The sequence below is a fragment of the Mycobacterium sp. 4858 genome (genome assembly GCF_900240975.1).
GTDB lineage: Bacteria > Actinomycetota > Actinomycetes > Mycobacteriales > Mycobacteriaceae > Mycobacterium.
This window is the reverse complement of the sequence record NZ_LT968775.1, coordinates 1,266,169-1,291,211: the sequence shown is the minus strand read 5'-3', so window position 1 is coordinate 1,291,211 and position 25,043 is coordinate 1,266,169. Positions and strand designations below refer to the sequence as shown.

General features: G+C 69.0%; 22 protein-coding genes and 2 riboswitches. Of the genes, 12 read left to right on the top strand and 10 right to left on the bottom strand.

All coding sequences use genetic code 11. The annotated features are described in order from the left end of the window. Nucleotides 1-38: 38 nt before the first annotated feature. The 10 genes from C1737_RS06080 (at nucleotide 39) to gcvP (ending at nucleotide 9,505) form a co-directional block, all read left to right on the top strand. A complete protein-coding gene (locus C1737_RS06080) occupies nucleotides 39-668 on the top strand; it encodes a CDP-alcohol phosphatidyltransferase family protein (protein WP_102417508.1) in 630 nt (209 codons plus the stop codon). Continuing rightward, nucleotides 661-1,587: a DUF881 domain-containing protein gene (locus C1737_RS06075; protein WP_102417507.1), complete on the top strand. Its 927-nt coding sequence runs from the start codon at nucleotides 661-663 to the stop codon at nucleotides 1,585-1,587. The genes C1737_RS06080 and C1737_RS06075 overlap by 8 nt, the downstream gene beginning before the upstream one ends. A gap of 55 nt (nucleotides 1,588-1,642) precedes the next feature. Next, a complete protein-coding gene (locus C1737_RS06070) occupies nucleotides 1,643-1,975 on the top strand; it encodes a small basic family protein (RefSeq protein WP_007170008.1) in 333 nt (110 codons plus the stop codon). Between the two features lie 112 nt (nucleotides 1,976-2,087). Next, entirely contained in the window at nucleotides 2,088-2,927 is an 840-nt protein-coding gene (locus C1737_RS06065) for a DUF881 domain-containing protein (protein WP_067921504.1), read from the top strand. Between the two features lie 28 nt (nucleotides 2,928-2,955). Continuing rightward, on the top strand, nucleotides 2,956-3,354 hold the full coding sequence (gene gcvH, locus C1737_RS06060) for a glycine cleavage system protein GcvH (RefSeq protein WP_067921506.1): 399 nt from the start codon (nucleotides 2,956-2,958) through the stop codon (nucleotides 3,352-3,354). A 262-nt stretch (nucleotides 3,355-3,616) separates the two neighbouring features. Further along, nucleotides 3,617-4,078 carry a glycogen accumulation regulator GarA gene (gene garA / locus C1737_RS06055; RefSeq protein WP_276038948.1) on the top strand — a complete coding sequence of 154 codons (462 nt, stop codon included), beginning with the start codon at nucleotides 3,617-3,619 and terminating at the stop codon, nucleotides 4,076-4,078. Next, the gene (locus C1737_RS06050) at nucleotides 4,078-4,839 is read left to right on the top strand and encodes a MerR family transcriptional regulator (RefSeq protein WP_102417506.1); all 762 of its coding nucleotides are present in this window, start codon (nucleotides 4,078-4,080) and stop codon (nucleotides 4,837-4,839) included. The genes garA and C1737_RS06050 overlap by 1 nt, the downstream gene beginning before the upstream one ends. Before the next feature lie 105 nt (nucleotides 4,840-4,944). Further along, a complete protein-coding gene (locus C1737_RS06045; RefSeq protein ID WP_046184273.1) occupies nucleotides 4,945-5,439 on the top strand; it encodes a bifunctional nuclease family protein in 495 nt (164 codons plus the stop codon). Nucleotides 5,440-5,754: 315 nt separating this feature from the next. Further along, nucleotides 5,755-6,360 (top strand): MerR family transcriptional regulator, encoded by a 606-nt coding sequence (locus C1737_RS06040; RefSeq protein WP_067921510.1) that lies wholly within the window; start codon nucleotides 5,755-5,757, stop codon nucleotides 6,358-6,360. A gap of 41 nt (nucleotides 6,361-6,401) precedes the next feature. Continuing rightward, nucleotides 6,402-6,499, top strand: a riboswitch (glycine riboswitch). Nucleotides 6,500-6,501: 2 nt separating this feature from the next. After that, nucleotides 6,502-6,628, top strand: a riboswitch (glycine riboswitch). 42 nt (nucleotides 6,629-6,670) lie between these two features. Then, a complete protein-coding gene (gcvP, locus tag C1737_RS06035) occupies nucleotides 6,671-9,505 on the top strand; it encodes an aminomethyl-transferring glycine dehydrogenase (RefSeq protein WP_067921512.1) in 2,835 nt (944 codons plus the stop codon). A gap of 16 nt (nucleotides 9,506-9,521) precedes the next feature. On the opposite strand, the gene C1737_RS06030 is transcribed toward gcvP, so the two are convergent. From C1737_RS06030 to C1737_RS06005, 6 genes are all read right to left on the bottom strand, one after another. Then, on the bottom strand, nucleotides 9,522-10,382 hold the full coding sequence (locus C1737_RS06030) for a haloalkane dehalogenase (protein ID WP_102417504.1): 861 nt from the start codon (nucleotides 10,380-10,382) through the stop codon (nucleotides 9,522-9,524). 65 nt (nucleotides 10,383-10,447) lie between these two features. Further along, the gene (kasB, locus tag C1737_RS06025) at nucleotides 10,448-11,701 is read right to left on the bottom strand and encodes a 3-oxoacyl-ACP synthase KasB (protein WP_102417503.1); all 1,254 of its coding nucleotides are present in this window, start codon (nucleotides 11,699-11,701) and stop codon (nucleotides 10,448-10,450) included. Nucleotides 11,702-11,939: 238 nt separating this feature from the next. Beyond that, entirely contained in the window at nucleotides 11,940-13,982 is a 2,043-nt protein-coding gene (locus tag C1737_RS06020) for a substrate-binding domain-containing protein (RefSeq protein ID WP_102417502.1), read from the bottom strand. Nucleotides 13,983-14,090: 108 nt separating this feature from the next. Next, nucleotides 14,091-16,286 carry a malate synthase G gene (locus C1737_RS06015; RefSeq protein ID WP_102417501.1) on the bottom strand — a complete coding sequence of 732 codons (2,196 nt, stop codon included), beginning with the start codon at nucleotides 16,284-16,286 and terminating at the stop codon, nucleotides 14,091-14,093. Between the two features lie 281 nt (nucleotides 16,287-16,567). Beyond that, nucleotides 16,568-17,608: a hemolysin family protein gene (locus tag C1737_RS06010; RefSeq protein ID WP_102417500.1), complete on the bottom strand. Its 1,041-nt coding sequence runs from the start codon at nucleotides 17,606-17,608 to the stop codon at nucleotides 16,568-16,570. After that, the gene (locus tag C1737_RS06005) at nucleotides 17,605-18,972 is read right to left on the bottom strand and encodes a hemolysin family protein (protein ID WP_102417499.1); all 1,368 of its coding nucleotides are present in this window, start codon (nucleotides 18,970-18,972) and stop codon (nucleotides 17,605-17,607) included. The genes C1737_RS06010 and C1737_RS06005 overlap by 4 nt, the downstream gene beginning before the upstream one ends. Before the next feature lie 289 nt (nucleotides 18,973-19,261). On the opposite strand from C1737_RS06005, the gene C1737_RS06000 reads away from it, so the two are divergent. Continuing rightward, nucleotides 19,262-19,888 (top strand): GNAT family N-acetyltransferase, encoded by a 627-nt coding sequence (locus C1737_RS06000; RefSeq protein ID WP_067921549.1) that lies wholly within the window; start codon nucleotides 19,262-19,264, stop codon nucleotides 19,886-19,888. Between the two features lie 22 nt (nucleotides 19,889-19,910). Here the strand turns inward: C1737_RS06000 and C1737_RS05995 are convergent, their stop codons facing one another. The 4 genes from C1737_RS05995 to C1737_RS05980 form a co-directional block, all read right to left on the bottom strand. Beyond that, the gene (locus C1737_RS05995; RefSeq protein WP_102417498.1) at nucleotides 19,911-21,347 is read right to left on the bottom strand and encodes a GuaB1 family IMP dehydrogenase-related protein; all 1,437 of its coding nucleotides are present in this window, start codon (nucleotides 21,345-21,347) and stop codon (nucleotides 19,911-19,913) included. A gap of 24 nt (nucleotides 21,348-21,371) precedes the next feature. Further along, nucleotides 21,372-22,832, bottom strand: coding sequence for an NADP-dependent phosphogluconate dehydrogenase (gene gndA / locus C1737_RS05990; RefSeq protein WP_102417497.1), 1,461 nt, complete (start codon nucleotides 22,830-22,832; stop codon nucleotides 21,372-21,374). 100 nt (nucleotides 22,833-22,932) lie between these two features. Then, the gene (locus C1737_RS05985; protein ID WP_102417496.1) at nucleotides 22,933-23,883 is read right to left on the bottom strand and encodes a M56 family metallopeptidase; all 951 of its coding nucleotides are present in this window, start codon (nucleotides 23,881-23,883) and stop codon (nucleotides 22,933-22,935) included. A 14-nt stretch (nucleotides 23,884-23,897) separates the two neighbouring features. Then, nucleotides 23,898-24,317, bottom strand: a complete 420-nt coding sequence (locus C1737_RS05980) for a BlaI/MecI/CopY family transcriptional regulator (RefSeq protein ID WP_067921560.1) — start codon at nucleotides 24,315-24,317, stop codon at nucleotides 23,898-23,900. A 258-nt stretch (nucleotides 24,318-24,575) separates the two neighbouring features. Here C1737_RS05980 and C1737_RS05975 point away from each other — a divergent pair, with 258 nt between their 5' ends. Next, entirely contained in the window at nucleotides 24,576-24,989 is a 414-nt protein-coding gene (locus C1737_RS05975) for a PaaI family thioesterase (RefSeq protein WP_067921562.1), read from the top strand. Nucleotides 24,990-25,043: the final 54 nt, after the last annotated feature.

Below are 25,043 nucleotides of genomic sequence, written 5' to 3'. Positions count from 1 at the left end.
CCAGCCGCCCAGTCGGCATTCGACTAAGGTCACGGCTTATGGAGCCGGCGCTTCCGCCCAACCGGGTGCTGACGGTGCCCAACGCGCTGAGCGCCATTCGCCTGGTGCTCATCGGTGTCTTCGCCTACGCCCTGCTGGTCGCGCACGCCAACGGCTGGGCGGTTGGGATCCTGATGTTCAGCGGCGCGTCCGACTGGGCCGACGGCAAGATCGCCCGGCTGCTCGACCAGTCATCGCGGCTGGGTGTCCTGCTCGACCCGGCGGTCGACCGCCTGTACATGGTCGGCGTTCCCGTCGTGATGGCGTGGAGCGGGATCGTGCCGTGGTGGTTCGTCGCCATCCTGCTGGCGCGCGATGGGCTGCTGGCCGCGACGCTGCCGCTGCTGTGGAGCCGCGGCCTGTCCGCGCTGCCGGTGACCTACATCGGGAAGGCCGCCACGTTCGCGTTGATGTCCGGTTTTCCGCTGGTGCTGCTCGGGACGTGGGACGCGCTGTGGAGCCGGGTCGTCGGGGCCTGCGGCTGGGCGTTCCTGATCTGGGGCATGTACGCCTACCTCTGGTCGTTCGCGCTGTACGTGGTGCAGATGACGTTGGTGGTGCGCCGGATGCCCCGGCTCAGACACGGCCCCCGCGGGCCCGCCGCGCCCAGGGCGGTCGAAAGTGGCTGACGGTGACCGCCTGCTCGGCGGCTACGACCCGAACGCCGGCCGCAGCGCGCATGTGGCCTCGCGGCCGCAGCTGATCCCGGTGCCCTCCCTGTTGCGCGCCCTGCTGTCCGAACACCTGGATCCCGGTTACGCCGCGGCCGCCGCCAAGCGCAGCGCCGCCGACCACCAGGGCGGGGCGCGTCAGCGCGCCGCGAGCTGGCTGTGGCAGGCATTGGCGGCGCTGTTGATCGCCACCGTCTTCGCCGCGGCGGTCGTGCAGGCCCGCTCGGTCGCCCCCGGCGTGCGCTCCGCGCAACAGCTGCTGCTGGGCAATGTGCGTTCGGCGGAGAATTCGGCGGCAAAACTGGCCCAGCGGCGCAGCGAGCTGTCGTCGCGAGTGGACAACGTGCAGCGCCGGGCGCTGGCCGACGACGCCGAAGGGCAGCGGCTGCTGGCCCGCCTCGATGCGCTGGGGCTGGCTGCGGCCAGCACGGCGGTGATCGGCCCGGGCCTCAAGGTGACCGTGACCGATCCGGGCGCCGGCCCGAACCTTTCCGACGTGTCCAAGCAGCGAATCAGCGGCAGCAGGCAGATCATCCTGGATCGGGATCTGCAGCTGGTGGTCAACTCGTTGTGGGCCAGCGGCGCCGAGGCGATTTCGGTCGGGGGCGTGCGCATCGGGCCCGACGCGACCATCCGGCAGGCCGGCGGGGCAATCCTGGTCGACAACAACCCCACCAGCAGCCCATACACGATCCTGGCGGTGGGACCGCCACGGGCGATGCGGGACGTCTTCGACCAAAGCTCCGGCAGGCAGCGCCTCAAGCTGCTCGAGGCCTCCTACAGTGTCGTCGTCACGGTCGACACCGCCGACGGGATGACGCTTCCCGCCGGATCGATCCGGGATGTCAAGTTCGCCAAACAGATTGGGCCACAGTGAGAATAGTCCTCGGCAGCCAGCACCCCCTGTGCGAGTCGCGGATGGGACATCGAGCATGATCGGTATCGCGGCGCTGGCGATCGGCATCGTGCTCGGCCTGGTTTTCCACCCCGCCGTGCCCGAGGTCGTCCAGCCGTACCTGCCCATCGCGGTGGTCGCGGCGCTCGACGCGGTGTTCGGCGGGTTGCGCGCCTATCTGGAGCGGATCTTCGATCCCAAAGTCTTCGTGATCTCGTTCGTTTTCAACGTTTTCGTGGCAGCCCTGATCGTGTACGTCGGCGACCAACTCGGAGTCGGCACGCAGTTGTCCACGGCCATCATCGTGGTGTTGGGAATCCGCATCTTCGGCAACGCCGCGGCGCTGCGGCGCCGGCTGTTCGGGGCGTGACCGAGCCGACGACGATGCAGAGAGAAGCGACGTGGGGGTACGCCCCCAGAAGGAGGGACCCCCACCCGATCGCGGGGGAGAGGAGTGGCGCCATGACGGGGATGAGGCCGGCGTGAGCCAGGACCCGGCAGACGACGCCGCCGAAACACCTGAAGCAGCGGGCCGCACCCAGCACGGACGTCACGAACTGCCGACGAAGAGCCCCCGCCCGGAGATCGGGCCGGTGCGCCGCACCGGATTTTCAGGGCTTTTCCGCGGCGGCCGCTCGCGGATGGCGTTCGGAACGTTGGCGGTCATGTTGTGCCTGCTGTTGGGCATCGCCATCGTCACGCAGGTCCGCCAGAACGAGTCGGGCGATTCGCTGGACACGGCGCGCCCGGCGGACTTGCTGGTGTTGCTGGATTCGTTGCGGCAGCGGGAGGCCACCCTCAACGCCGAAGTCAGCGAATTGCAGAACACGCTGAATTCCCTGCAGGCGTCCGGCAACAACGACCAGGCCGCCATTGCGGCCGCGCAGGCCAGGCTGGCGGCGCTGTCCATCTTGGCCGGTGCCGTGGGGGCCACCGGGCCGGGCGTCACCATCACGATCGACGATCCCGGGCCCGGCGTCGCCCCGGAGGTCATGCTCGACGTCATCAACGAACTGCGTGCCGCCGGCGCGGAGGCCATCGAGGTCAACGACGCGCATCAGTCGGTGCGGGTAGGTGTCGATACCTGGGTAGTGGGTATGCCTGGCTCGCTGACCGTCGACAACAAGACGCTGTCGCCGCCGTATTCAATTCTGGCGATTGGGGATCCACCCACCCTGGCCGCGGCGATGAACATACCGGGCGGCGCCGAGGACAGCATCAAGCGTGTCGGCGCGCGGATGTCGGTCCGGCAGGCCGACCGGGTGGACGTGACCACCTTGCGACAACCAAAACCGCACCAATACGCTCAGCCCGTCAAGTGAGCAATTCGCCAACAGAACAGGACTACTCGTGAGCGACATCCCACCCGACCTGCACTACACCGCCGAACACGAGTGGGTTCGCCGAAGCGGTCAGGACACGGCGCGGGTCGGGATCACCGACTTCGCCCAGTCGGCGCTGGGCGATGTGGTCTTCGTTCAGCTGCCCGAGGTCGGCACCGAACTGACCGCGGGTGAGTCGTTCGGTGAGGTCGAGTCGACGAAATCGGTGTCGGATCTGTACGCCCCGGTATCGGGCACGGTGTCCGCGGTGAACGCCGACCTGGAGGGCAGTCCGCAGCTGGTTAACTCCGACCCGTACGGGGCCGGGTGGCTGGTGGACGTCCAGGTGGCCGACACCGCCGCATTGGAGTCGGCCATTTCGTCGCTGCTGGACGCCGAGGCCTACCGCGGAACGTTGACCGAATGACGGTTGCTAAGGTGCCTGCCAGCCCCGCGCGGCGACGCGAGCGGCGCGGCGGGCCGGCGGGGGAAAGGCGGGAAATCGGTCTTCCGATCGTCGGGTGGGGGGCACATTGCAGACCTATGCGCGGTACCGTCGACACATCGACACTTGAAGGCCCCGGTCTCGGTAATCGGCAGTACCGGGCGAACAAACCTAGTGAGCAGCCGGCCGAGCGGCCCGGTCAGACAACGCCACAGCGGCCAGTGAGGAGCAGCGCGTGACGGACATGGACAACGACCAGACCTCTGACGAAGTCACGGTGGAAACGACCTCGGTCTTCCGCGCCGACTTCCTCAACGAACTGGACGCACCCGCGCAGGCGGGCACCGAGAGTGCGGTATCCGGGGTGGAAGGCCTCCCGGCGGGCTCGGCACTGCTGGTCGTCAAGCGGGGACCGAACGCCGGGTCGCGCTTCTTGCTCGACCAGCCCATCACGTCGGCCGGTCGGCACCCCGACAGCGACATCTTCCTCGACGACGTCACCGTCAGCCGACGCCACGCCGAATTCAGGTTGGAAAACAACGAATTCAACGTGGTCGATGTCGGTAGCCTTAACGGCACGTACGTCAACCGGGAGCCCGTGGACTCGGCGGTGCTCGCCAACGGCGACGAGGTGCAGATCGGCAAGTTCCGCTTGGTGTTTTTGACCGGGCCCAAGCAGGGTGAGGACGGAGGATCCGGAGGCTAGTGAGCGCGCCCGATAGCCCGGCGCTGGCCGGGATGTCGATCGGGACGGTCCTGGAATTGTTGAGACCGGACTTTCCCGATGTCACGATCTCCAAGATTCGGTTCTTGGAGGCCGAGGGACTGGTGACGCCGCAGCGCGCCGCGTCTGGCTATCGGAGATTCACCGCATACGACTGCGCCCGGTTGCGTTTCATCCTGACCGCGCAGCGCGATCACTACCTACCGCTCAAGGTCATCCGGGCGCAATTGGACGCCCAGCCCGACGGCGAGCTGCCGCCCTTCGGATCCGCGTACGCCGCGCCGCGCCTGGTGTCCGTGGCGGGAGTCGGGGAGGCCGATGCCGAGGCGGGCGACCGGCCCGGGTCCGACACGGCCGCGGTGGCGCCTTCGAGCATTCGGCTGAGCCGTGAAGACCTGCTCGAGCGCTCCGGGGTGGGCGACGACCTGTTGACGGCGCTGCTGAAGGCGGGGGTGATCACCACCGGCCCGGGCGGCTTCTTCGACGAACACGCCGTCGTCATCCTGCAATGCGCGCGGGCGCTGTCCGAGTACGGCGTGGAGCCGCGGCATCTGCGCGCTTTCCGCTCGGCAGCCGACCGGCAATCGGACCTGATCGCCCAAATCGCCGGGCCGGTAGTCAAAGCCGACAAGGCCGGCGCCCGTGACCGCGCCGACGATCTGGCTCGGGAGGTCGCGGCGTTGGCCATCACCTTGCACACGTCGCTGATCAAATCCGCCGTTCGCGACGTTCTTCATCGCTGAGGACTAGACTTCGTCGATAGTTTGGTTTTCGGCGGCATAGCGAGAATTCGGCGTCGTCGTTGCGCCAAGAACCGACACGGCAGCATATGCGGAGGGCAGACACAAATGGGCGAAGTTCGTGTTGTCGGCATTCGCGTGGAGCAGCCGCAGAACCAGCCGGTCCTGTTACTGCGCGAGACCGACGGCGACCGTTACCTGCCGATCTGGATCGGCCAATCGGAGGCTGCCGCGATCGCGCTCGAACAGCAGGGGGTCGAGCCGCCGCGCCCGCTGACACACGATCTGATCAGGGATGTTATTGCGGCGCTTGGCCATTCGCTGAAAGAGGTGCGGATCGTCGACCTCCAGGAGGGCACGTTCTACGCCGACCTGGTCTTCGATCGCAACATCACCGTGTCGGCGCGACCCTCGGATTCGGTGGCGATCGCGTTGCGTGTCGGCGTTCCGATCTACGTCGAGGAGGCCGTGCTGGCCCAGGCCGGCCTGCTCATCCCCGACGAGACCGACGAAGAGGGCGGCACCGCCGTCCGCGAGGACGAGGTGGAGAAGTTCAAGGAGTTTCTCGACAGCGTGTCTCCCGACGATTTCAAGGCCACGTAGGCGATTCGGGGCGATTCGCGGCGATTCCGGGGCGATTCGAGGCCGATTTGCGCGCGGTTTGGGTGGCCGCGTTGCGCGTACTACCCTGGACATCGACATCACGGATCTGTCTCAACTAGCGCCGGGATGTCGACACGCCTGGCGGATAGCGCCCTCACTTGGCCCGGCGGCGGCCATACTTTGATCACGACTTAAAAGGGCGCGGTAGCTATCGAAGCGCGTAAGCTCTCTAGCACTCGGGCCTGAGCAAACGTGGCTGCGACGCAGCCAGTGACGCAGCTGGAAACGAAAGCGCGATCGGCGAGAGGAAGCACCGTGAGCGAGCAGCCACGCCAAGAACAGCTGGACCTAGCTGACCACCCGACCGCCGTGCCGGAAGCGCCCGTTCAGCCCGGGCTGTTTCCCGACGACTCGGTGCCCGACGAGCTGGTCGGATACCGCGGGCCCAGCGCCTGCCAGATCGCCGGAATCACCTACCGCCAGCTGGACTATTGGGCGCGCACCTCGCTGGTGGTGCCGTCCATCCGCAGCGCGGCGGGCTCGGGCAGCCAGCGGCTGTACTCGTTCAAGGACATCCTGGTCCTCAAGATCGTCAAGCGGCTGCTCGACACCGGGATCTCGCTGCACAACATCAGGGTTGCGGTCGATCATCTGCGCCAGCGCGGCGTGCAGGACCTGGCCAACATCACGTTGTTCTCCGACGGCACCACGGTTTACGAATGCACGTCGGCCGAAGAGGTCGTCGACCTGCTGCAGGGCGGGCAGGGCGTGTTCGGCATCGCCGTATCCGGCGCCATGCGCGAGCTGACCGGCGTGATCGCCGACTTCCCCGGCGAGCGGGCCGATGGCGGCGAGTCGATCGCCGCGCCCGAGGACGAGCTGGCCTCCCGGCGCAAGCACCGCGACCGCAAGATCGGCTGAACGCGTCCGCGTGACCCGGACAGGTAAACTGGGTCCCGCATCGCACTCGTGCGGGAGAGTTCCGTGGCGGCCAGTCACGGACGCCGAAGGAGCAACACCTCTCCGCTAACCTCTCAGGCACCCGGACCGCGCGGGTAAACGATGCCTCTGGAAAGCGGTGCCGACCCCCCGGGGGTCCGGCACCCGCCGATGGGGAAAGGCGCTCAGACACCAACGGGCGCCGAATCTCTCAGGCGCCCGGCGAACGGGTGAAGACAGAGGGAGAGGGCCGCTAGTCCTCTGCCTCTGCCGCCACTTCAGGAGACCGCCCGTGCCGGACCACACCACCTTCGCAGCCCGCCACATAGGCCCGGACGCCCAGGCCGTCGCGGCCATGCTGCGCGTCATCGGAGTCGATTCGCTCGACCAACTTGCCGCCAAGGCCGTCCCCGCGGGCATCCTCGACAGGCTGACCGACAGCGGCGTGGCGCCGGGCCTGGACGAGTTGCCGCCGGCCGTCACCGAAACCGAGGCGCTGGCGGAGTTGCGGGCGCTGGCCGAGGCCAACACGGTGGCCGTGTCGATGATCGGGCAGGGCTACTACGACACGCTCACCCCGCCGGTGCTGGTGCGCAACATCCTGGAGAACCCGGCGTGGTACACCGCCTACACGCCGTATCAGCCCGAGATCAGCCAGGGCCGGCTGGAGGCGCTGCTGAATTTCCAGACCATGGTGGCCGACCTGACCGGGCTGGAGGTCGCCAACGCGTCGATGCTCGATGAGGGCACCGCGGCCGCCGAGGCCATGACGCTGATGCACCGCGCGACCCGTGGCACCTCGAACCGGCTCGCCGTCGACGCCGACCTGTTCGCCCAGACGGCTGCCGTGCTGGCCACGCGGGCCCGGCCGCTGGGCATCGAGATCGTCACCGCCGACCTGCGGGACGGCCTGCCCGACGGCGAATTCTTCGGCGTCATCACCCAGCTGCCCGGCGCCAGCGGCCGGATCACCGACTGGTCGGCGTTGGTTGCGGCGGCGCACGAGCGGGGCGCGCTGATCGCCATCGGCGCCGATCTGCTGGCGCTGACACTGATCACACCGCCGGGGGAGATCGGCGCCGACGTCGCGTTCGGAACCACCCAACGGTTCGGTGTGCCAATGGGATTCGGCGGCCCGCACGCCGGATACCTGTCGGTGCACTCCAAGCACGCCCGCCAGCTGCCGGGCCGGCTGGTCGGCGTGTCCGTAGATAGTGACGGCATGCCGGCCTACCGATTGGCGCTGCAGACCCGCGAGCAGCACATCCGCCGGGACAAGGCGACCAGCAACATCTGCACCGCGCAGGTGCTGCTGGCGGTGATGGCCGCCATGTACGCCAGCTACCACGGCGCCGACGGACTGACCGGGATCGCCCGCCGGATGCACGGCCACGCCGAGACCATCGCGGCGGCGCTGGGGGACTCGATGGTGCACGAGGAGTTCTTCGACACCGTTCTGGCGCGGGTGCCGGGGCGCGCCGACGAGGTGGTGGCCGCCGCCAAGGCGCGCGGCATCAACCTGTGGCGCGTCGACGCCGACCACGTCTCGGTGGCGTGCGACGAGGCCACCACCGACGCCCACGTGGCAGCGGTGCTGGAGGCCTTCGGCGTCAGTGCCGGTGAGCCGGCCGGTGTGGACATCGCCACCCGCACCTCGGATTTCTTGACCCATCCCGCGTTCACGCAATACCGCACCGAGACGGCGATGATGCGCTACCTGCGCACCCTGGCGGACAAAGACATCGCCTTGGACCGCAGCATGATTCCGCTCGGCTCGTGCACGATGAAGCTCAACGCCGCCGCCGAGATGGAACCCATCACCTGGCCGGAGTTCGCCCGCCAGCATCCGTTCGCCCCGGCGTCGGACACCCCGGGGCTGCGCCGGCTCATCAGCGACCTGGAGACCTGGCTGGTGCAGATCACCGGCTACGACGCCGTCTCGCTGCAGCCCAACGCCGGCTCGCAGGGCGAATACGCCGGCCTGCTGGCCATTCACGACTACCATGCCAGCCGGGGTGAGCCGCACCGCAACATCTGCCTGATCCCGTCCAGCGCGCACGGCACCAACGCGGCGTCGGCGGCGCTGGCCGGCATGCGGGTGGTGGTGGTCGCCTGCCACGACAACGGCGATGTCGACCTGGATGATTTGCGCGCCAAGGTCACCCAGCACGGGGACGAGTTGTCGACGCTGATGATCACCTATCCGTCCACCCACGGCGTCTACGAGCACGACATCACCGAGATCTGCGCGGCCGTCCACGACGCCGGGGGCCAGGTCTATGTCGACGGCGCCAACCTCAACGCGCTGGTCGGGCTGGCCCGGCCGGGCAAGTTCGGCGGCGACGTCAGCCACCTGAACCTGCACAAGACGTTCTGCATCCCGCACGGCGGCGGCGGGCCGGGGGTGGGTCCCGTGGCGGTGCGTGCGCACCTGGCGCCTTTCCTGCCCGGCCACCCGCACGCCCCCGAGTTGCCGCAGGGGCATCCGGTGTCCTCGGCGCCCTACGGGTCCGCCTCGATCCTGCCGATCAGCTGGGCCTACATCAGGATGATGGGCGGCGGAGCTGCTAGCGGCCTGCGCGCCGCATCGCTGACCGCGATCGCGTCGGCCAACTACATCGCCCGCCGGCTCGACGAGTACTTCCCGGTGCTCTACACCGGGGAGAACGGCATGGTCGCCCACGAATGCATCCTGGATCTGCGGCCGATCACCAAGTCCACCGGAGTGACCGTCGACGATGTCGCAAAGCGCTTGGCGGACTATGGTTTTCACGCCCCCACGATGAGTTTCCCGGTGGCCGGCACGCTGATGGTGGAGCCCACCGAGAGCGAGACCCTGACCGAGGTCGACGCCTTCTGCGCGGCCATGATCGCCATCCGCGGCGAGATCGACCGGGTCGGCGCGGGGGAGTGGCCCGTGGAGGACAATCCGTTGCGGGGAGCGCCGCACACCGCCGAGTGCCTGCTGGTCGGCGACTGGCAGCACGCGTACACGCGCGAAGAGGCCGCCTACCCGCTCGGCAAGAACTTCCGGCCCAAGGTGTGGCCGCCGGTGCGACGCATCGACGGCGCCTACGGCGACCGCAATCTGGTCTGCTCGTGCCCGCCGGTGGAGGCCTTCGCCTGAATCCCGCGCGGGCGGGTCAGCCGAAGCGGTCGATGATCGCCGCGGCGATCTGCTCCGGCGCATCCTCCTGGATGAAGTGCTTGGCGTTGGGCAGCTCGACCAGCACATGGTCCGGGAAGGTCGCCCGCATGCGCGGCAGGGTCGGGCCGGGACGGAACGCGAAGTCCTTCATCCCCCAGACGAACAAGGCGGGCTTGGCGCCGAGCCTGGCCGGCACTTCCCGGGCGAGCCGCGCCAGCAGGGGACCGGCGGCCAGGATCTGCTTGGGCATCTCCGCGACCCCCCGGCGGGCGTCGGGGCCGGGCTGCACCGCCCGGTAATGTTGCATCACCGCATCGCTGGGGCGGTGTTGGGCGCCGGCCGGGATCAGGCGCTCGACGAAGAAGTTGTGCCGCAGGATCGCGTATTGCATTGGGGGACTGGACATTACCCGGCTGAACATCTTGGTCGTGAATTCGTCCGTGGGCCAGAACCAGGTGTTGCCCAGGACGACGCCGCGGACGCGGTCGGCGCGCTCCACCGCGACCGCCATGCTGATGGGACCGCCCCAGTCCTGGCCCATGGTCACGAAGTCGTCCAGGCTTAGCTGATCGACGAACTCGCCCACCACCCGGGCGTGCTCGTCGATCTTGTAGCCGAACCCCGAGGGCCGATCGGAGAGCCCGAAGCCGAGGTAATCCGGTGCGATGCAACGGAAGCGGTCACGCAGCGCGATGACGATGTTGCGATACAGGAAGCTCCACGTCGGGTTGCCGTGGCACAGCAGGATGGGCGGGCCGTCACCTTCGTCGATGTAGTGCATGCGTCCCCGCGAGCTGTCGAACCAGCGCGACCGGAACGGATAGAGCTTGGGATCGGGGGTGAAATCGATGCTCATGGCGCTCCTTCGGTAGCGCTCATGATGCTAGGCCCGACGGGTGACAACACCGAGCCGGTGACGTTTCAGTACCTGCCGAAGGCCAGGGCGACGTTGTGCCCGCCGAACCCGAACGAATTGTTGATGGCGTACTGATAGCTGCCCCGCCGCGGATTACCCGACACCACGTCCAGATCGATCTCCGGGTCCAGGTTTTCCAGGTTCAGCGTCGGCGGGACGATCTGGTCGCGCAGCGCCAGCACGGTCAGTATCGACTCCACCGCGCCGACAGCGCCGACGGAGTGCCCGAGGGCGGATTTGGGGGCGTACACCGGCGGCTTGTTGCTGCCCAGCGCGTTGTTGATCGCCTTGCCCTCGGCGAGGTCGCCGATCTGCGTACCGGTGGCGTGCGCGTTGACGTGGTCGATGTCGCCGGGTGTGAGACCGGCGAGCTGGATGGCGCGGGTCATCGCCTGTCCGGCGCGGTTCCCGCTCGGGTCCGGCGCGACCATGTGGTAACCGTCGGACGTCACGCCGGCGCCCATCAACCGGGCCAGGATGCGCGCCCCGCGGGCCTTGGCGTGCTCCTCGGTCTCGAGCACCATCAGAGCGCCGGCTTCGCCGAAGACGAAACCGTCGCGGTCTTTGTCGAAGGGGCGGCATGCGCCGGCCGGATTCGCGTTGTTCGTCGACATCACGATCCGCATGTTGGCGAAGGCGGCGATGGGCACCGCCTCGATCCGGGTCTCGACGCCACCGCAGATTGCGACGTCGGCCTCGCCGAACACCATCGCCTGCCAGGCCCGCGCGATCGCCTCCGAACCGGACGCGCACGCCGACACCGGTGTCATCACGCCGGCCCTGGCGTGCCGCTCCAGCCCCACCGCCTGGGCGGCGGCGTCGGGCATGTACTTACTGACGGCCAGCGGCGACACCGCTTTGACGCCCCGGGCGCGCAGGGTGTCGCGGGTGAACACCAGCTCCTCGCCGGAACCGAATCCGGTGCCTACCGACACCAGCAGGCGGTTGGGGTCGACCTCCGGGGAGCCGGCGCTGTCCCACGCCCGCCGGTTGACGACGGCGGACATTCTGGACAGGTATCCCGTGCGGCGCAGCTCGGCCGGGTTGAGCTCGCTATCGAACTCCTCCAGCAGGTGCCCGCCGATGCGAACCGGCAGATCGAACTCCTCCACGAACGGGTCATCGAGCTCGCGGATCCCGCTTTGGCAGTCGAGCAGCAACTTCCAGGTGGTCTCGGCGTCGGTGGCGAGTGCGGTGGTCATGGCGATCCCGGTGACGACCACGTCCGGAAGCCCCTGGCCAGTAGTCAGATTCGTCATTGCGGTCGTGGATCATCCTTTCGCAGCGCCACCCCTGCAGTCTTCACGGATCTGCGCGTCATCAGGGCGCCCCCAGGATGGACCGGAGGGCGCTCAGCTCCGGAACCTTCGCACTGCTCCCCATCGCGTCGGCCGTGGAATCAACCTCGATCGAGCCTAGCGCCAAGTTGCCGTCGCGCCCGTGAAGACCCCGCCGCGAAGTTCGCCTACGGTCCCTCCCGCGCGGGTAACCCGCGCCTCAGCTCAGGAACGCGTTGAGGGCCGCGGCGAGGTCGGGGGACGCGGACGTGGCGAGGTTCTGGTACCCGCCACCGCTGAGCTGGGCGACGGCCTCCCAGGTGGCGCGGTCCGGATCGCCGCCGAAGTCGATGACGTTCACCGCGATCGGTTTGGCCGGGTCCGCGCTCTTGCGGATGAAGTCCTGCAACCCGGGGCCGTCCAAAGTCTGGTCGGTGTGTGGGCCCGCCGTGATGACCAGGATCGAGTTGGTCTGGCCGGCGCGGTAATTGGCCTGCAGATCCTGGTAGATCATTCGCAGCGTGGTAAACGACACCGCCCCGCCGGGCGACGAGTACTGCTTGTCCAACGCAGCCACCAGCGCCGCCGAGCGCGGCTGGCCATTGACGGGGTCGCCGAGCGGCCCGCCGGGCACCTCGGACCGCCCCTCGTGGCCATCGAATGTCCACAACCCCACCATGGCGGTGGGCGGCAGCGCCTTGATCTTGTCCTGAAGCGCCGCAATCACGTTGGCCAGCCGGGTCTTCCCGCCCTCCTGGCCGGGCATCGACTGGTCGAGCATGATGGTCGCGGCGAGCCCGCTCGACGGGGCGGCCATCGCCTCGGCCAGCGTCGCGCGCATCGCGTCGTCGCCCACCGACAGCGTCCCCGGCAGTGCGGGGAACGTGGTGACCGGGCTGCTCGGCGGTGTGACGCCGTTGACCCGGAACCCGGCCTTTGCCAGCTTGGCGAGCTGGTCGGGCTTGCGCATGAAGCGGTCGAACTCGCTGGCCGCCGACGTCTGCTCGTGGGTGAGCCAGGAGCCGCTGAGCAGCACGCTGGGGTAGTCGGCGACCGGCGCCGGCCCGGGCGGTAGCCAGGAAGCCAACGCGCCCTTGGCGTCGGGCAGCGACTGGCCGCGCTGGAACAGCTGCTGCTCGGTGGTGATCACCGCGTGTACCGGCGCGGTCGCCGCGTCAGGGGGTCCGAGCAGCGCATCCATCGCCTCGGTCAGCGAGTTGTTTGCCAGCTTCGGTTGCGCGCTCAGCAGGGCGCGCACCGCGCCGGTGCCCTGGGTCGCCGGGGCGCCGGGTGGGGCCGCCGCGGCAGCCACCGCCTCGCCGGCCAAGAACGCCGCGTCGCCGTTGCCGTTCATCGGCACGGCCAGCCGCAGCGACCCCCAGGCCGGCAGGTTCACGCCGGCCAACCCGGCCGGATTGGTCTGCAGCCCGGGCAGCGCCGCCCACGTCTGGCTGCCGAGCGCCCGCTGGAGCTCCGGCCGGACGGCCAACACCACCGGCGACGTCACCAGCGAGCGGCTGTCGGTGATGGTCTTCTGCGCCGAGGCCCCGGCGAGCCGCGCCGCCGACACCGAACTGCCCGGAATCCACAACGCCGGCTGCCCACCCAACTCGGCGGGCCACTTGCCGATGAACCCGTTCAGCACCGCGTCGGACCCCGCCGGTTTGACGCTGACCTCCATGCAGTGGTCCCCGACGGGACCGGCCGACGAGTTGTAGCTGTCCGCGAACTGCCGCACGGAATCGGCGATGGACGGGTCGGCGATGACGGCGACTGTCTCCTTGCCGCCCACGCAGCGTCCGGCCGCCTTGTGCGACCGATTGGACAGGGCATCACCGATGAAGGTCCACAGGATCACGGTGCCCACCACCACGACCACGGCGACGAGGGCCACGATCACGCCGATGCTCACCCCGCGGCGCCCGCCCTCGCTGCGATGGCCGCCGCGCCAATCACCGAGCCCCCGGTGGCCGCGCCCGAACAGCGAGGACGAGGAGGCGGGCGGCTCAGAGGCCGCCGGGCCCGGCTGCCGCGGCGGAAACTCCGGGTAGTCGTCGGCGGTCCCATCCTCGAAGGCGTCCTCGGCGTAGGGCTCGTCGCCGGCCGAGTAGTCGTCCGCGTCGAACGGCAACTCCTCGTCGCGCGGGTAGTGGCCCTCGTCCGAGTAGTCGTCGGTGCCGGCGTACGGGTGGTCGTCAGTCTCGCCGCTGTCGTACGGCTGGTCGGCGGAGTCCCCAGGGTCGGGCAAACTGTGCCTACCCATAGTGGTGCCCGTCGCCTTTCCGTTGATCCGTCCGACTTGTTGTCAACCCGCCGCTGATCTTAGTCACCAGCGGCATCGATCCGTGGTGAGCCCGATTAAGGCGGGAGCTCAATTTGATTGCGCCGCGCGGGCCTTGGCTTCGCGTCGGCGGCGGTGCAGGATCGGCTCGGTGTAGCCGTTGGGCTGTTGCGTCCCGGTCAGGATCAGGTCCTGCGCGGCCCGGAACGCCAGGCTGTCGTCGAAGTTGGGCGCCATCGGCAGGTACGCCGCATCCTTGGCGTTCTGCGCGTCCACCAGCGGCGCCATCCGCTCCAGGCTGGCCCGCACGTCCTCTTCGGTGATCACCCCGTGGCGCAGCCAGTTGGCCAGCAGCTGGCTCGAGATCCGCAGCGTGGCACGGTCTTCCATGAGCGCCACGTCGTGGATGTCGGGCACCTTCGAGCAGCCGACGCCCTGGGCGACCCAGCGCACCACATAGCCGAGGATCGACTGGCAGTTGTTGTCGACCTCTTCGCGGATCTCCTCGGGGGCCCAGGCCAGCTCCTTGGCCAGCGGAATGGTCAGCAGCTCGTCGATCGTCGTGCGCTTCTTGCCGGCCAGCTCCTCCTGCACGGCTCCGACGTCGACGTAGTGGTAGTGCATGGCGTGCAGGGTGGCGGCCGTCGGCGAGGGCACCCACGCGGTGGTCGCGCCCGCCTTCGGCTGGCCGATCTTCTGCTCGACCATGTCGGCCATCAGCTCGGTCATCGCCCACATGCCCTTGCCGATCTGCGCCTTGCCCTTGAACCCTGCGGCCAGACCGATGTCGACGTTGGCGTCCTCGTAGGCCTTGATCCACGTGGTGTTCTTCATCGCACCCTTGCGGATCATCGGACCGGCCTCCATCGAGGTGTGGATCTCGTCGCCGGTCCGGTCCAGGAAGCCGGTGTTGATGAACACGACCCGGTCGGCGGCGGCTTTGATGCAGGCCTTGAGGTTGACGGTGGTGCGCCGCTCCTCGTCCATGATGCCGACCTTGAGGGTGGCCTGCGGCAGGCCCAGGACGTCTTCGACGCGGCTGAACAGCTCGCAGGTGTACGCGACCTCGTCGGGTCCGTGCATCTTGGGCTTGACGATGTAGATGGACCCGGTGCGGCTGTTGGTCAGCGGGCCGTTGGCGTCACCGGTCTTGAGGCCGTGGATCGCGGTCAGCCCGGTGAACAGCGCGTCCATGATGCCCTCGAACACCTCGTTACCGTCGGCATCGACGATCGCGTCGTTGGTCATCAGGTGACCGACGTTGCGGACGAATAGCAGGCTGCGGCCCGGCAGCGTCAGCTGGCCCTCGCCGTCGGGCGTGGTGTAGGTGCGGTCCTGGTTCAGCACGCGGGTGAAGGACTTGCCGTCCTTGTCGACCTCCTCGGACAGGTCACCCTTGTTCAGCCCGAGCCAGTTGCGGTAGCCCAGTACCTTGTCGTCGGCGTCGACGGCGGCCACCGAGTCCTCGAAGTCCATGATCGTCGTGATAGCCGATTCCAGGACCACGTCCTTGATGCCGGCGCGGTCGGTCTTGCCGACCGGCGATTCGGGGTCGACGAGGACCTCGATGTGCAGGCCGTGATTGACCAGCAGCACCGACCAGTCGGGGGAGCCGAGCTCGCCGGTGTAGCCGGCGAACTTCTCCGGGCTGGCCAGGCCGACGGGCCCGTCGGCCGTCGCAATCGTCAGCTGGCCGTCCTCGACGGACAGCCCCGTCGCGTCGGCCCAGGATCCGGATTCCAGCGGCACCGCCTGGTCGAGGAAGTTGCGTGCATAGGCGATGACCTTGTCGCCGCGGACCTTGTTGTAGCTGGTGCCCTTCTCCGCGCCGTCGCTCTCGGGGATGACGTCGGTGCCGTACAGGGCGTCGTACAGCGAGCCCCAGCGCGCGTTGGCGGCGTTCAGCGCGAACCGGGCGTTGAGCACGGGCACAACCAGCTGCGGGCCCGCGGTCGTGGTGATCTCGTCGTCGACACCCGAGGTCGTGATCGTGAAGTCCTCGGGTTCGGGCAGCAGGTAACCGATGTCGGTGATGAACTGCCGGTACGCGTCGACATCGAAGGGCTCGATCACGCGCTGCCGGTGCCACTTGTCGATCTGGGCCTGCAGCTCGTCGCGGCGGTTCAGCAGCTCCTGGTTCTTCGGCGTGAGGTCGGTGACGACTTTGTCGACTCCGGCCCAGAAGCTGTCCGGGTCGATATCGGTGCCGGGCAGGGCCTCGTTGTTCACGAAGTCGTAGAGCACTCGGGCGACGCGCAGGTTCCCCGCCGACACGCGATCAGTCATGTTTCTCCTCCATAACGAAGCCTCTTCGAGCCGCCATCGACCCGGAGCGGCAATGCCTTCAGCGTACCGAGCAGCAGCCTGGTGAGCGTATCCGCCCAACCCACCGCACCAGGTCAGGCCGCGCTGCTAGCTGAAAACCATGCCGCCGCGGCGAGCCAGGGGATCGAATTCCAGCAACGCATCAACGCGCCGGGAATCCCGCGCCCTCCAGCACTTTCTTGACTGGCAGCCTCTGAAAATCATACGGGCTGGGCATTGCCCAACCGGGAGACCGGTGACCCTTACGCGTCGCGCATCGTGCCGACGAGGTCCTCGACCAGGTCTTCCATCGCCACCATCGCGACCACGTCGCCGCCGGCGTCGGTCACCAGCGCCAGATGGCTGTTGCTGCGGCGCATCCGCGACAACGCGTCGGCCAGCGGCAGCGACTTGGGCAGCCGGGGAAGGGGGCGCACCATCGCCAGGTCGATCACCGTGAGCGGGTCGTCGCCGAGGGTCAGCATGTCCTTGATGTGCAGGTAGCCGATGAAGTCGCCGTTGACGTTCGCGACGGGGAACCGCGAGTAGCCGGTCTGGGCCAGGGCCTGCTCGACGGCGCCGACGGTCGGGCCGCTGCCCGCCCTGGCCACCGGCACCGCGTGGACGTCCTCGAGCGGGACCGCCACATCGCCGACCACCCGGGTGCGGATCTGCAGCGCCCGGGTCAGCCGGGTGTGCTCCTCGGGGTCCAGCAGGCCCTGGGACTCCGATTCGGCGATCATCTCGCTCAGCTCGACGGGGGAGACGGTGATCTCGAGCTCTTCCTTGGGTTCCACGCCCAGCGCGCGCACCACGACGCTGGCGCACTTGTTGTAGAACACGATGAACGGCCGGGCGGCCCGCACGTAGGCGAGGTAGGGCGGCACCAGCAGCATCGCCGTTCGCTCGGGGCCGGCCAGCGCGATGTTCTTGGGCACCATCTCGCCGAGCAGCACGTGCAGCGTGACCACGATCGCCAACGCGATCGCGAACGACAACGTGTGCAGCAGGGCCGGCGGAATACCGGTCAGCCCCAACGCGGAGCGCAGCAGGTTGGAGACCGCCGACTCACCGATGCGCCCGAGCAGCAGCGAGGCGGCCGTGACTCCCAGCTGGGCGCCGGCCAGCATCGCAGGCAGCTGCTCGCCGGCACGCATGACGGTGACCGCCCGCGCCTTGCCCTGCTCGGCCAGCGCCTCGAGGCGGTCGCGCCGGGCCGAGATCAACGAGAATTCCGCCCCGACGAAGAAGGCGTTGACGCCGATCAGCAGGATCGCCAGGAAGACGCCCATGGGATCGCTCATGGCGTGCCCCCTGCCGGGCCCTCGCCGTGGCCGCGCAGCTCGTTCAGCTCCAACAGGTCGATCCGGCGACCGTCCATCCGGATCACCGTCGCTTGCCAGCGCAGCGAGGTGTCCAGCAGCCCGTCGGCGTCCAGCGCGGGCAGCTTCACCGTCTCGCCGGCCACCGGGATGTGGCCGAATTCGCGCAGTGCCAGCCCGCCGATGGTCTCGTAGGGTCCCTCCGGGGCCCGGAAGCCGGTGGCCGTGGCGACCTCGTCGATGCGCAGCAGACCGGAGACGCGCCAGCCGGTGCCGGCCGCCACCACGTCGGGGGTGGCGTCGTCGTGTTCGTCCCGGACGTCGCCGACGATCTCTTCGATCAGGTCCTCGACGGTCACCATGCCCGCGGTGCCGCCGTATTCGTCCACGACCATCGCGGTCTGCAGGCTGTTGCCGCGGATCTCGGCCATGACCGCGTCGCCGTCCAGCGTCGAGGGCACCACGGGCACGGGCTGCGCCACCGTGGTCAGCGGCGTGCGCGCCCGGTCGGCCGCCGGAATCGCGAGCACCTGCTTGACGTGCACGATGCCGACGGTTTCGTCGAGGTCGCCGTCGACGATCGGGAAGCGGGAGTACCCCGACTCCGCGGCCGCGGCCACCAGGTCGGCGACGGTGTCGTCGGTCTGCAGCGCCACGATCTTCGACCGGGGGGTCATCAGTTCCTCGGCGGTCAGGGCGCCGAACTGCAGCGAGCGCCGTACCAGCGACGCGGTGGCCGCATCCAGGGAGCCGCTGCGCGCCGACGAGCGCACCAACGAGATCAGTTCCTGCGGCGACCGAGCCGAGCGCAGCTCCTCGGCGGGCTCGATGCCCAGCTGGCGGACGATCCAGTTCGCCACGCCGTTCGTCAGCCGGATCGCCGGGGTGAACAGCGTCGAGAACAGCAGCTGAACGCCGACCACGGCCCGCGCGGTGGACAGCGGCCGGGCGAGGGCCAGGTATTTGGGGACCAGCTCGCCGAACACCATCGACACCGAGGTGACGACGACCAGAGCCAGCAACGCCATGATGGCGTCGGCCACCCGGTCGGAAATCCCGATCGCGTCGAACCACGGGTGCGGCAGGTTGGCCAGCATCGGATCGGTCAGGTAACCGGCCGCCAAAGTGGTGGCGGAGATGCCGAGTTGGGCGCCGGACAGCTGAAACGACAACTTGTGGTGCGCGCGCCGGATCGCGCGGTCACGACGGCCGCCGCCGCGGGCGTTGGCCTCGACTGCGCTGCGGTCCAGCGTCGTCAGCGAGAACTCGGCGGCGACGAAGACGGCGTTGCCGAAGATGAGCAGGGCGATGGCCACAACGCTGATCACGGTGACGGTGGCGTTCATGAATCACCGCCGCCCGCCGGCCGACGGGCCGTTCGGGAAGGCTCCGCATCGGGGGATTCGTCCGACGACCGCCGCGCCCGAAAGCCCATGGCCTGCATGGGTGCCTGCGGCACGTCGATCCCTTCACTGCCTGGAGCCGGTGCGGACGCGGTCGCCTCCGTCGTTGCTGATTTATGGTAGCCGGGTGGCTCCCGCCCGCGGCCGACCACCGCTTCGGGGTGCGTCCTGCCACACGGCGGCCGACCCGACTATGGGTTGCCTAACCTTACCCCGCTAGGCTGGGCGCACTATGGCGTCCGAAGCCCCACCCGAAGCCCGATCGGCCCAGATCCTGCCCCGCGAGCGCCTCGACCTCGCCGAGGAGATCGCAAGCATCGCCCGGCCCCCGCTTCCCGGGCTGGATCCGCCTTTCGCGTTGCGCGTCGCGGAGCGCGCGGACGCGGCCATGGTGTCGGAATGGATGAACCGTCCGCACCTGGCGGCGGCCTGGGAATACGACTGGCCGACGCCCCGCTGGGAGCGGCATCTCGGCGCACAACTCGACGGGACGTACTCGCTGCCGCTGCTCGGGAGCATCGGCGGCGCCGATTGCGCATACCTCGAAATATATTGGGGCGCAAAGGATCTCATTTCGCAGTATTACGACGCCGGACCCTACGACGTGGGGGTGCACGCCGCCATCGCCGACCCGGCCCTGGTGAACCGGGGGCTGGGCCTGGCGCTCCTGCCGCGGATCATCGCCAGCGTCTTCTCGGTGGAGCCGCGTTGCCGCCGGATCATGTTCGATCCCGATCACCGCAACACCGCGGCGCGCCGACTGTGCGAGGCCGTCGGATGCGCGTTCCTCGGCGAGCACGACACGACGAACCGGCGCATGTCGCTATACGCGCTGGAACGCCCGACCCCCGACGCATGAGCGGCGTGGGCGACGCGGCGGCTCACCAGCCGAGCGGCAGCGGATGGCCCTCGGCGAAGCCCGCGGCGGACTGCACGCCGACGACGGCCCGCTCGTAGAGTTCGGTCAGGTTCGCCGCGCCGACGTAGGTGCAGGTGCTGCGCACGCCCGAGGTGATGTGGTCGATCAGGTCCTCGACTCCGCCGCGGTCCGGGTCGAGCCCCATGCGCGACGTCGAAATGCCCTCCTCGAACAGCGCTTTGCGGGCGCGGTCGAACGCGGTGTCGGCGCCGCTGCGGGCCACCACCGCGCGCTTGGACGCCATGCCGTAGCTCTCCTTGTAGGGCTGGTCGTCGCGGTCGCGCATCAGGTCACCGGGCGATTCGTAGGTCCCGGCGAACCACGACCCGATCATCACGTTGGACGCCCCGGCGACCAGGGCCAAGGCGACGTCCCGCGGATGCCGGACGCCGCCGTCGGCCCAGACATGTCCGCCCAATTGCCTTGCCGCCGAGGCACATTCGACCACGGCCGAGAATTGCGGGCGCCCCACCGCGGTCATCATCCGGGTGGTGCACATCGCCCCGGGACCCACGCCGACCTTGACGATGTTCGCCCCGGCGCCCAGCAGATCGCGGGTGCCTTCGGCGGAGACGACGTTGCCCGCCACCAGCGGCACCCCGAGCTCGAGCGATGCGACCGTGCGGATCGCGTCGAGCGTCTTGACCTGGTGCCCGTGTGCGGTATCGATGACCAGCACGTCGACACCCGCCTCGGCCAGGGAACGCGCCTTGGCCCCCACGTCGCCGTTGATGCCGACGGCCGCGCCCCCCCGCAAACCCCCGCGGGCGTCGACCGCCGGGGTGTAGAGCCCGGTCCGCCCCGCCCCGGTGCGGGTCAGCACCCCCGCCAGCGTGCCGTCGGCGTTCGTCACCACCGCGACCCCGATCGGGGCGTGCTCGAGCAGGTCGAAGACCTTGCGCGGCTCGGTGCCGACCGGGGCCGTGACGAAATCGGTGCTGGCGACGTCGCGCACCCTGGTGAAGCGGTCCACACCGAGGCAGCTCGATTCGCTCACCAGCCCCATCGGCCGGCCCTCGAAGACGACGACGGCGACCCCGTGCGCGCGCTTGTGGATCAGCGCGGTGGCATCGGAGACCGAATCCTCCGGCGCCAGCACCACCGGGGTGTCGAGCACCAGATCGCGGCTCTTGACGAACTCCACCGTCTGCTGCACCGCGGTGATCGGGATGTCCTGCGGCAGGACGACCAGCCCGCCCCGCCGCGCCACCGTCTCGGCCATCCGGCGCCCGGCCACCGCGGTCATGTTCGCGACCACCACCGGGATGGTGGTGCCCGAGCCGTCGCTGGTGGACAGGTCGACATCGAAGCGTGACGCGACCTCCGACCGGTTCGGCATGACGAAGACGTCGTTGTAGGTCAGGTCGTACCCGGGTCCATGCCCGTCCAGGAATCTCATCGCAGTGCGTGTACCCCGTTATGCCTAAGCGGGCACTTCGCTGTGGTCGCCGCTCCACAGCGTGTGGAAACGCTTGTCCGGGTCGTCGTCGATGCGGCCATAGGTGTGCGCGCCGAAGAAGTCCCGCAGCCCCTGGGTCAGCGCCGCGGGGAGGCGCTCGGTGCGCAGGGCGTCGTAGTAGGACAGCGCGGAGGAGAAGCCAGGAACGGGGATGCCCAGCTGCGTGGCGGTCACGACGACGCGCCGCCAGCCGTCGATCGCGGCCTCGATCGCGCTGCGGAAGTAGGGGGCGACGATCAGCGTCGGCAGGTCGGGGTCCTCGTCGAACGCCTCTTTGATGCGGTTGAGGAACTTCGCCCGGATGATGCATCCGCCGCGCCAGATGGTGGCCAGATCGCCCGGGGTGATGCCCCAGTCGTATTCGGCGCTGCCGGCCTGGATCTGGTTGAAGCCCTGCGCATACGCGATGATCTTGGACGCGTACAGGGCCTGCCCGATGTCCTCGGTGAATTGCTGGTTGTCATCCGGCTTCCGGCCCAATTCTCCCGAGGCCAGCCCGGTCGTGGCCTTGCGCTGGGTCACCGAACCCGACAGCGCGCGGGCGAACACGGCCTCGGCGATGCCGGTGACCGGGACGCCGAGGTCGAGGGCGGACTTCACGGTCCAGCGGCCGGTGCCCTTCTGCTCGGCCTCGTCGAGGATGACGTCGACGAGAGGCTTGCCGGTTTTCGCGTCGGTCTGGCGCAACACCTGCGCGGTGATCTCGACCAGGAAGCTGTCCAGGTCGCCGGAGTTCCACTCGTCGAAGACGTCGGCGATCTGCCCGGCGGTCTTGCCGAGACCGTCGCGCAGCAGCTGGTAAGCCTCGCCGATGAGCTGCATGTCCGAGTACTCGATGCCGTTGTGCACCATCTTGACGAAGTGGCCCGCGCCGTCGGGGCCGATGTGCGTGCAGCACGGAACGCCGTCGACGTGGGCGGAGATCTCCTCGAGCAACGGGCCCAGCGACTTGTAGGACTCGGCGGGGCCGCCGGGCATGATCGACGGGCCGTTGAGCGCGCCCTCCTCGCCACCGGAGATTCCGGCGCCGACGAAGTGCAGCCCGCGCTCCCGCATCGCCTTCTCGCGGCGAATGGTGTCGGTGTAGAGAGCGTTGCCGCCGTCGATGATGATGTCGCCTTCCTCCATGGCGTCGGCGAGCTCGTTGATGACGGCGTCGGTGGGGTCGCCGGCCTTGACCATGATGAGCACGCGGCGCGGCTTCTCCAGGGCGGCCAGGAATTCCGCGATGGTCTCCGACCGCACGAATGTGCCCTCGTCACCGTGCTCTTTGAGCAACGCGTCGGTCTTGGCGACAGACCGGTTGTGCAGCGCCACGGTGTAGCCGTGCCGGGCGAAATTGCGCGCGATGTTCGACCCCATCACCGCCAGGCCGGTGACACCGATTTGCGCGGTAGCGGTTGGTGAATCGTCCGACGAACCCATGTCTTCGCCTCTCAAGTCTTCAGAACGTTGCCGAAAAGCTTTCCGTCACACTGTGGCACAGCGGACATGCGCCCGCCCGCGGTGATGGCTCCGCCTTGGTTCAGAGGTTGAACAGCCGCCGCAGCTCGGTGAGCCACGGAACGGCGAGCGCGACGGTGGGCACCACGAACACGGCGACCGCGGCCAGGTATGCGGCCGCCGACAGCGCCAGGCTGTTGCCACACCCGCACAACCGGCGCACGCGGACCACGGTGCTGGTACCGCCCGCGGCCAGCGCACCCGACGGCGCGTGCCCCGCCGCGCACGCGACCAGGGCCCGCGCCAACGGAGCGCGGCCTTCCGCGCGCACGGCGGCGTCGTCGGCGAGCAGTTCGACGAGCAGCTGCACCGCGCCGAGCGCGTTGGCGCTGCGCACCAGCCGCGGGAACGCGGCGTGCACCGCGGTGAAGGCCTCCAGAACGAGGTCGTGGCGGGCCCGCAGATGCGCGCGCTCGTGGGTGAGGATCGCCGCGACCTCGGCGTCGGCGAGGGTGTTGAGCGCGCCCTCACTGACCACCACCCGGCTGCGCACGCCGGGCAGGCAGTAGGCGAGCGGCTGCGGAACGTCCAACACGCGCAGGTCGCGCGTGCGGGCGCAGGGCTGGGGGAGCGTCGCCTCGTGGCCGACGCCGACCAGATCCACCACCATGCGGTGATGGGCCCGCCGCCGCCGATTCGCGATGGCCACCCGGACCACGGCGACCATCAATCGGGCTCCGACCAGCACGGTCAACGCGAATACGCCGATGTATGCCGCCCACAGCGGCCACCCCAGCCGACCCGCGTCGCCGAGGATGCTGGCGGTGGGCCGCCCGTCGGGACCGGGCATCAGCAGCCGCGTGGCGATCGCGATGCCGGCGCTGAAGGCGGAGAGGACCGCGGCCAGCGCGACGGCCTGCCACAACACCATCGCGGCGCGCGGCGCGCGCAGCGGCCAGCTCGCGCGTGCCAACAGGGCCGGCACCGGACCGACCAGCAGCACCGCGAGGATGGTGAAGGCCAGCGCGGACACGCTGTCAGTCTCCCTCAGTCCTCCGTCGACGCGCCAGCAGATGACACGTTATTGCGGTGATTGGTTTCCAGTTCGGCGAGCGCGCGCCGCAGCGCGTCCGCCTCGTCGGCGCCCACCCGCTCGACGAAATGGACCAGTGCGGCCTGCCTGCCGCCGGAATCCTCTGCCTGGGACAGCGCGTCGACCATCAGCCCGGCGACCAGTTCGTCGCGGCCGTGCACGGGTGCGTACCGGTGCGCGCGGTCGTCGCGGATCTGGGAAACCAGATTCTTTTTGGCCAGCCTTTGCAGCACGGTCATGATCGTCGTGTAGGCAAGGTCGCGTCGCGCCGACAGTGCGTCGTGTACCTGGCGGACCGTTTGAGGTTCCGGCGTGGACCACAGATGGTCCATCACGGCGCGCTCCAGATCCCCCAGCCGGGTCAGTTTCGCCATAGTGCGTTCTCTCCTGAGCGTCGACAACATCGTACTCCCGGTTTACTACCGACGGTCGTACCGGAGCTGCTCAACCCGCCACCAAACGAGAGCTTGCGAAATTAGGGCAGCCTTGCCTATGCTAACCGAGTCGAGCGAACAGCGACCGCGGCAGAGTCCTGAGGGCTGCAGTGACCCCCGGTCTACTCGATCGGCGAGCCCCGTGCCCAACGGCACGGGGCTCAGCCGTTTCAAGGGACGATGGTGTAGACACAGAACGTGCCACAGCCTCCGGAGACGACCATTTCGACGGATTTCACCGCGCCCTTCGACCAGGAGATCGGGCTGCGATTCACCGAACTCGGTCCCGACGGCGCCCGCGCCGAGCTCGAGGTCACCCCCAAGTTGTTGCAGCCGATGGGCCTGGTGCACGGCGGCGTCTACTGCTCGATCATCGAGAGCATGGCCAGCGTGGCCGCCTACACCTGGCTCGCCACCCGCGGCGGAGGCAACGTCGTGGGAGTCAACAACAACACCGACTTTCTCCGTTCCATCGGCTCGGGCATGGTGTACGGCAAAGCCGAACCGATCCACCGCGGCCGGCGCCAACAGCTGTGGCTGGTCACCATCACCGACGCCGACGACCGGGTGGTCGCCCGGGGCCAGGTGCGGCTGCAGAACCTCGAGGCGTAGGCGAACCGGCGTCGAGCGTGGCCGGGCGGTCACGCCCCCGGGCGCCGTGGCAGG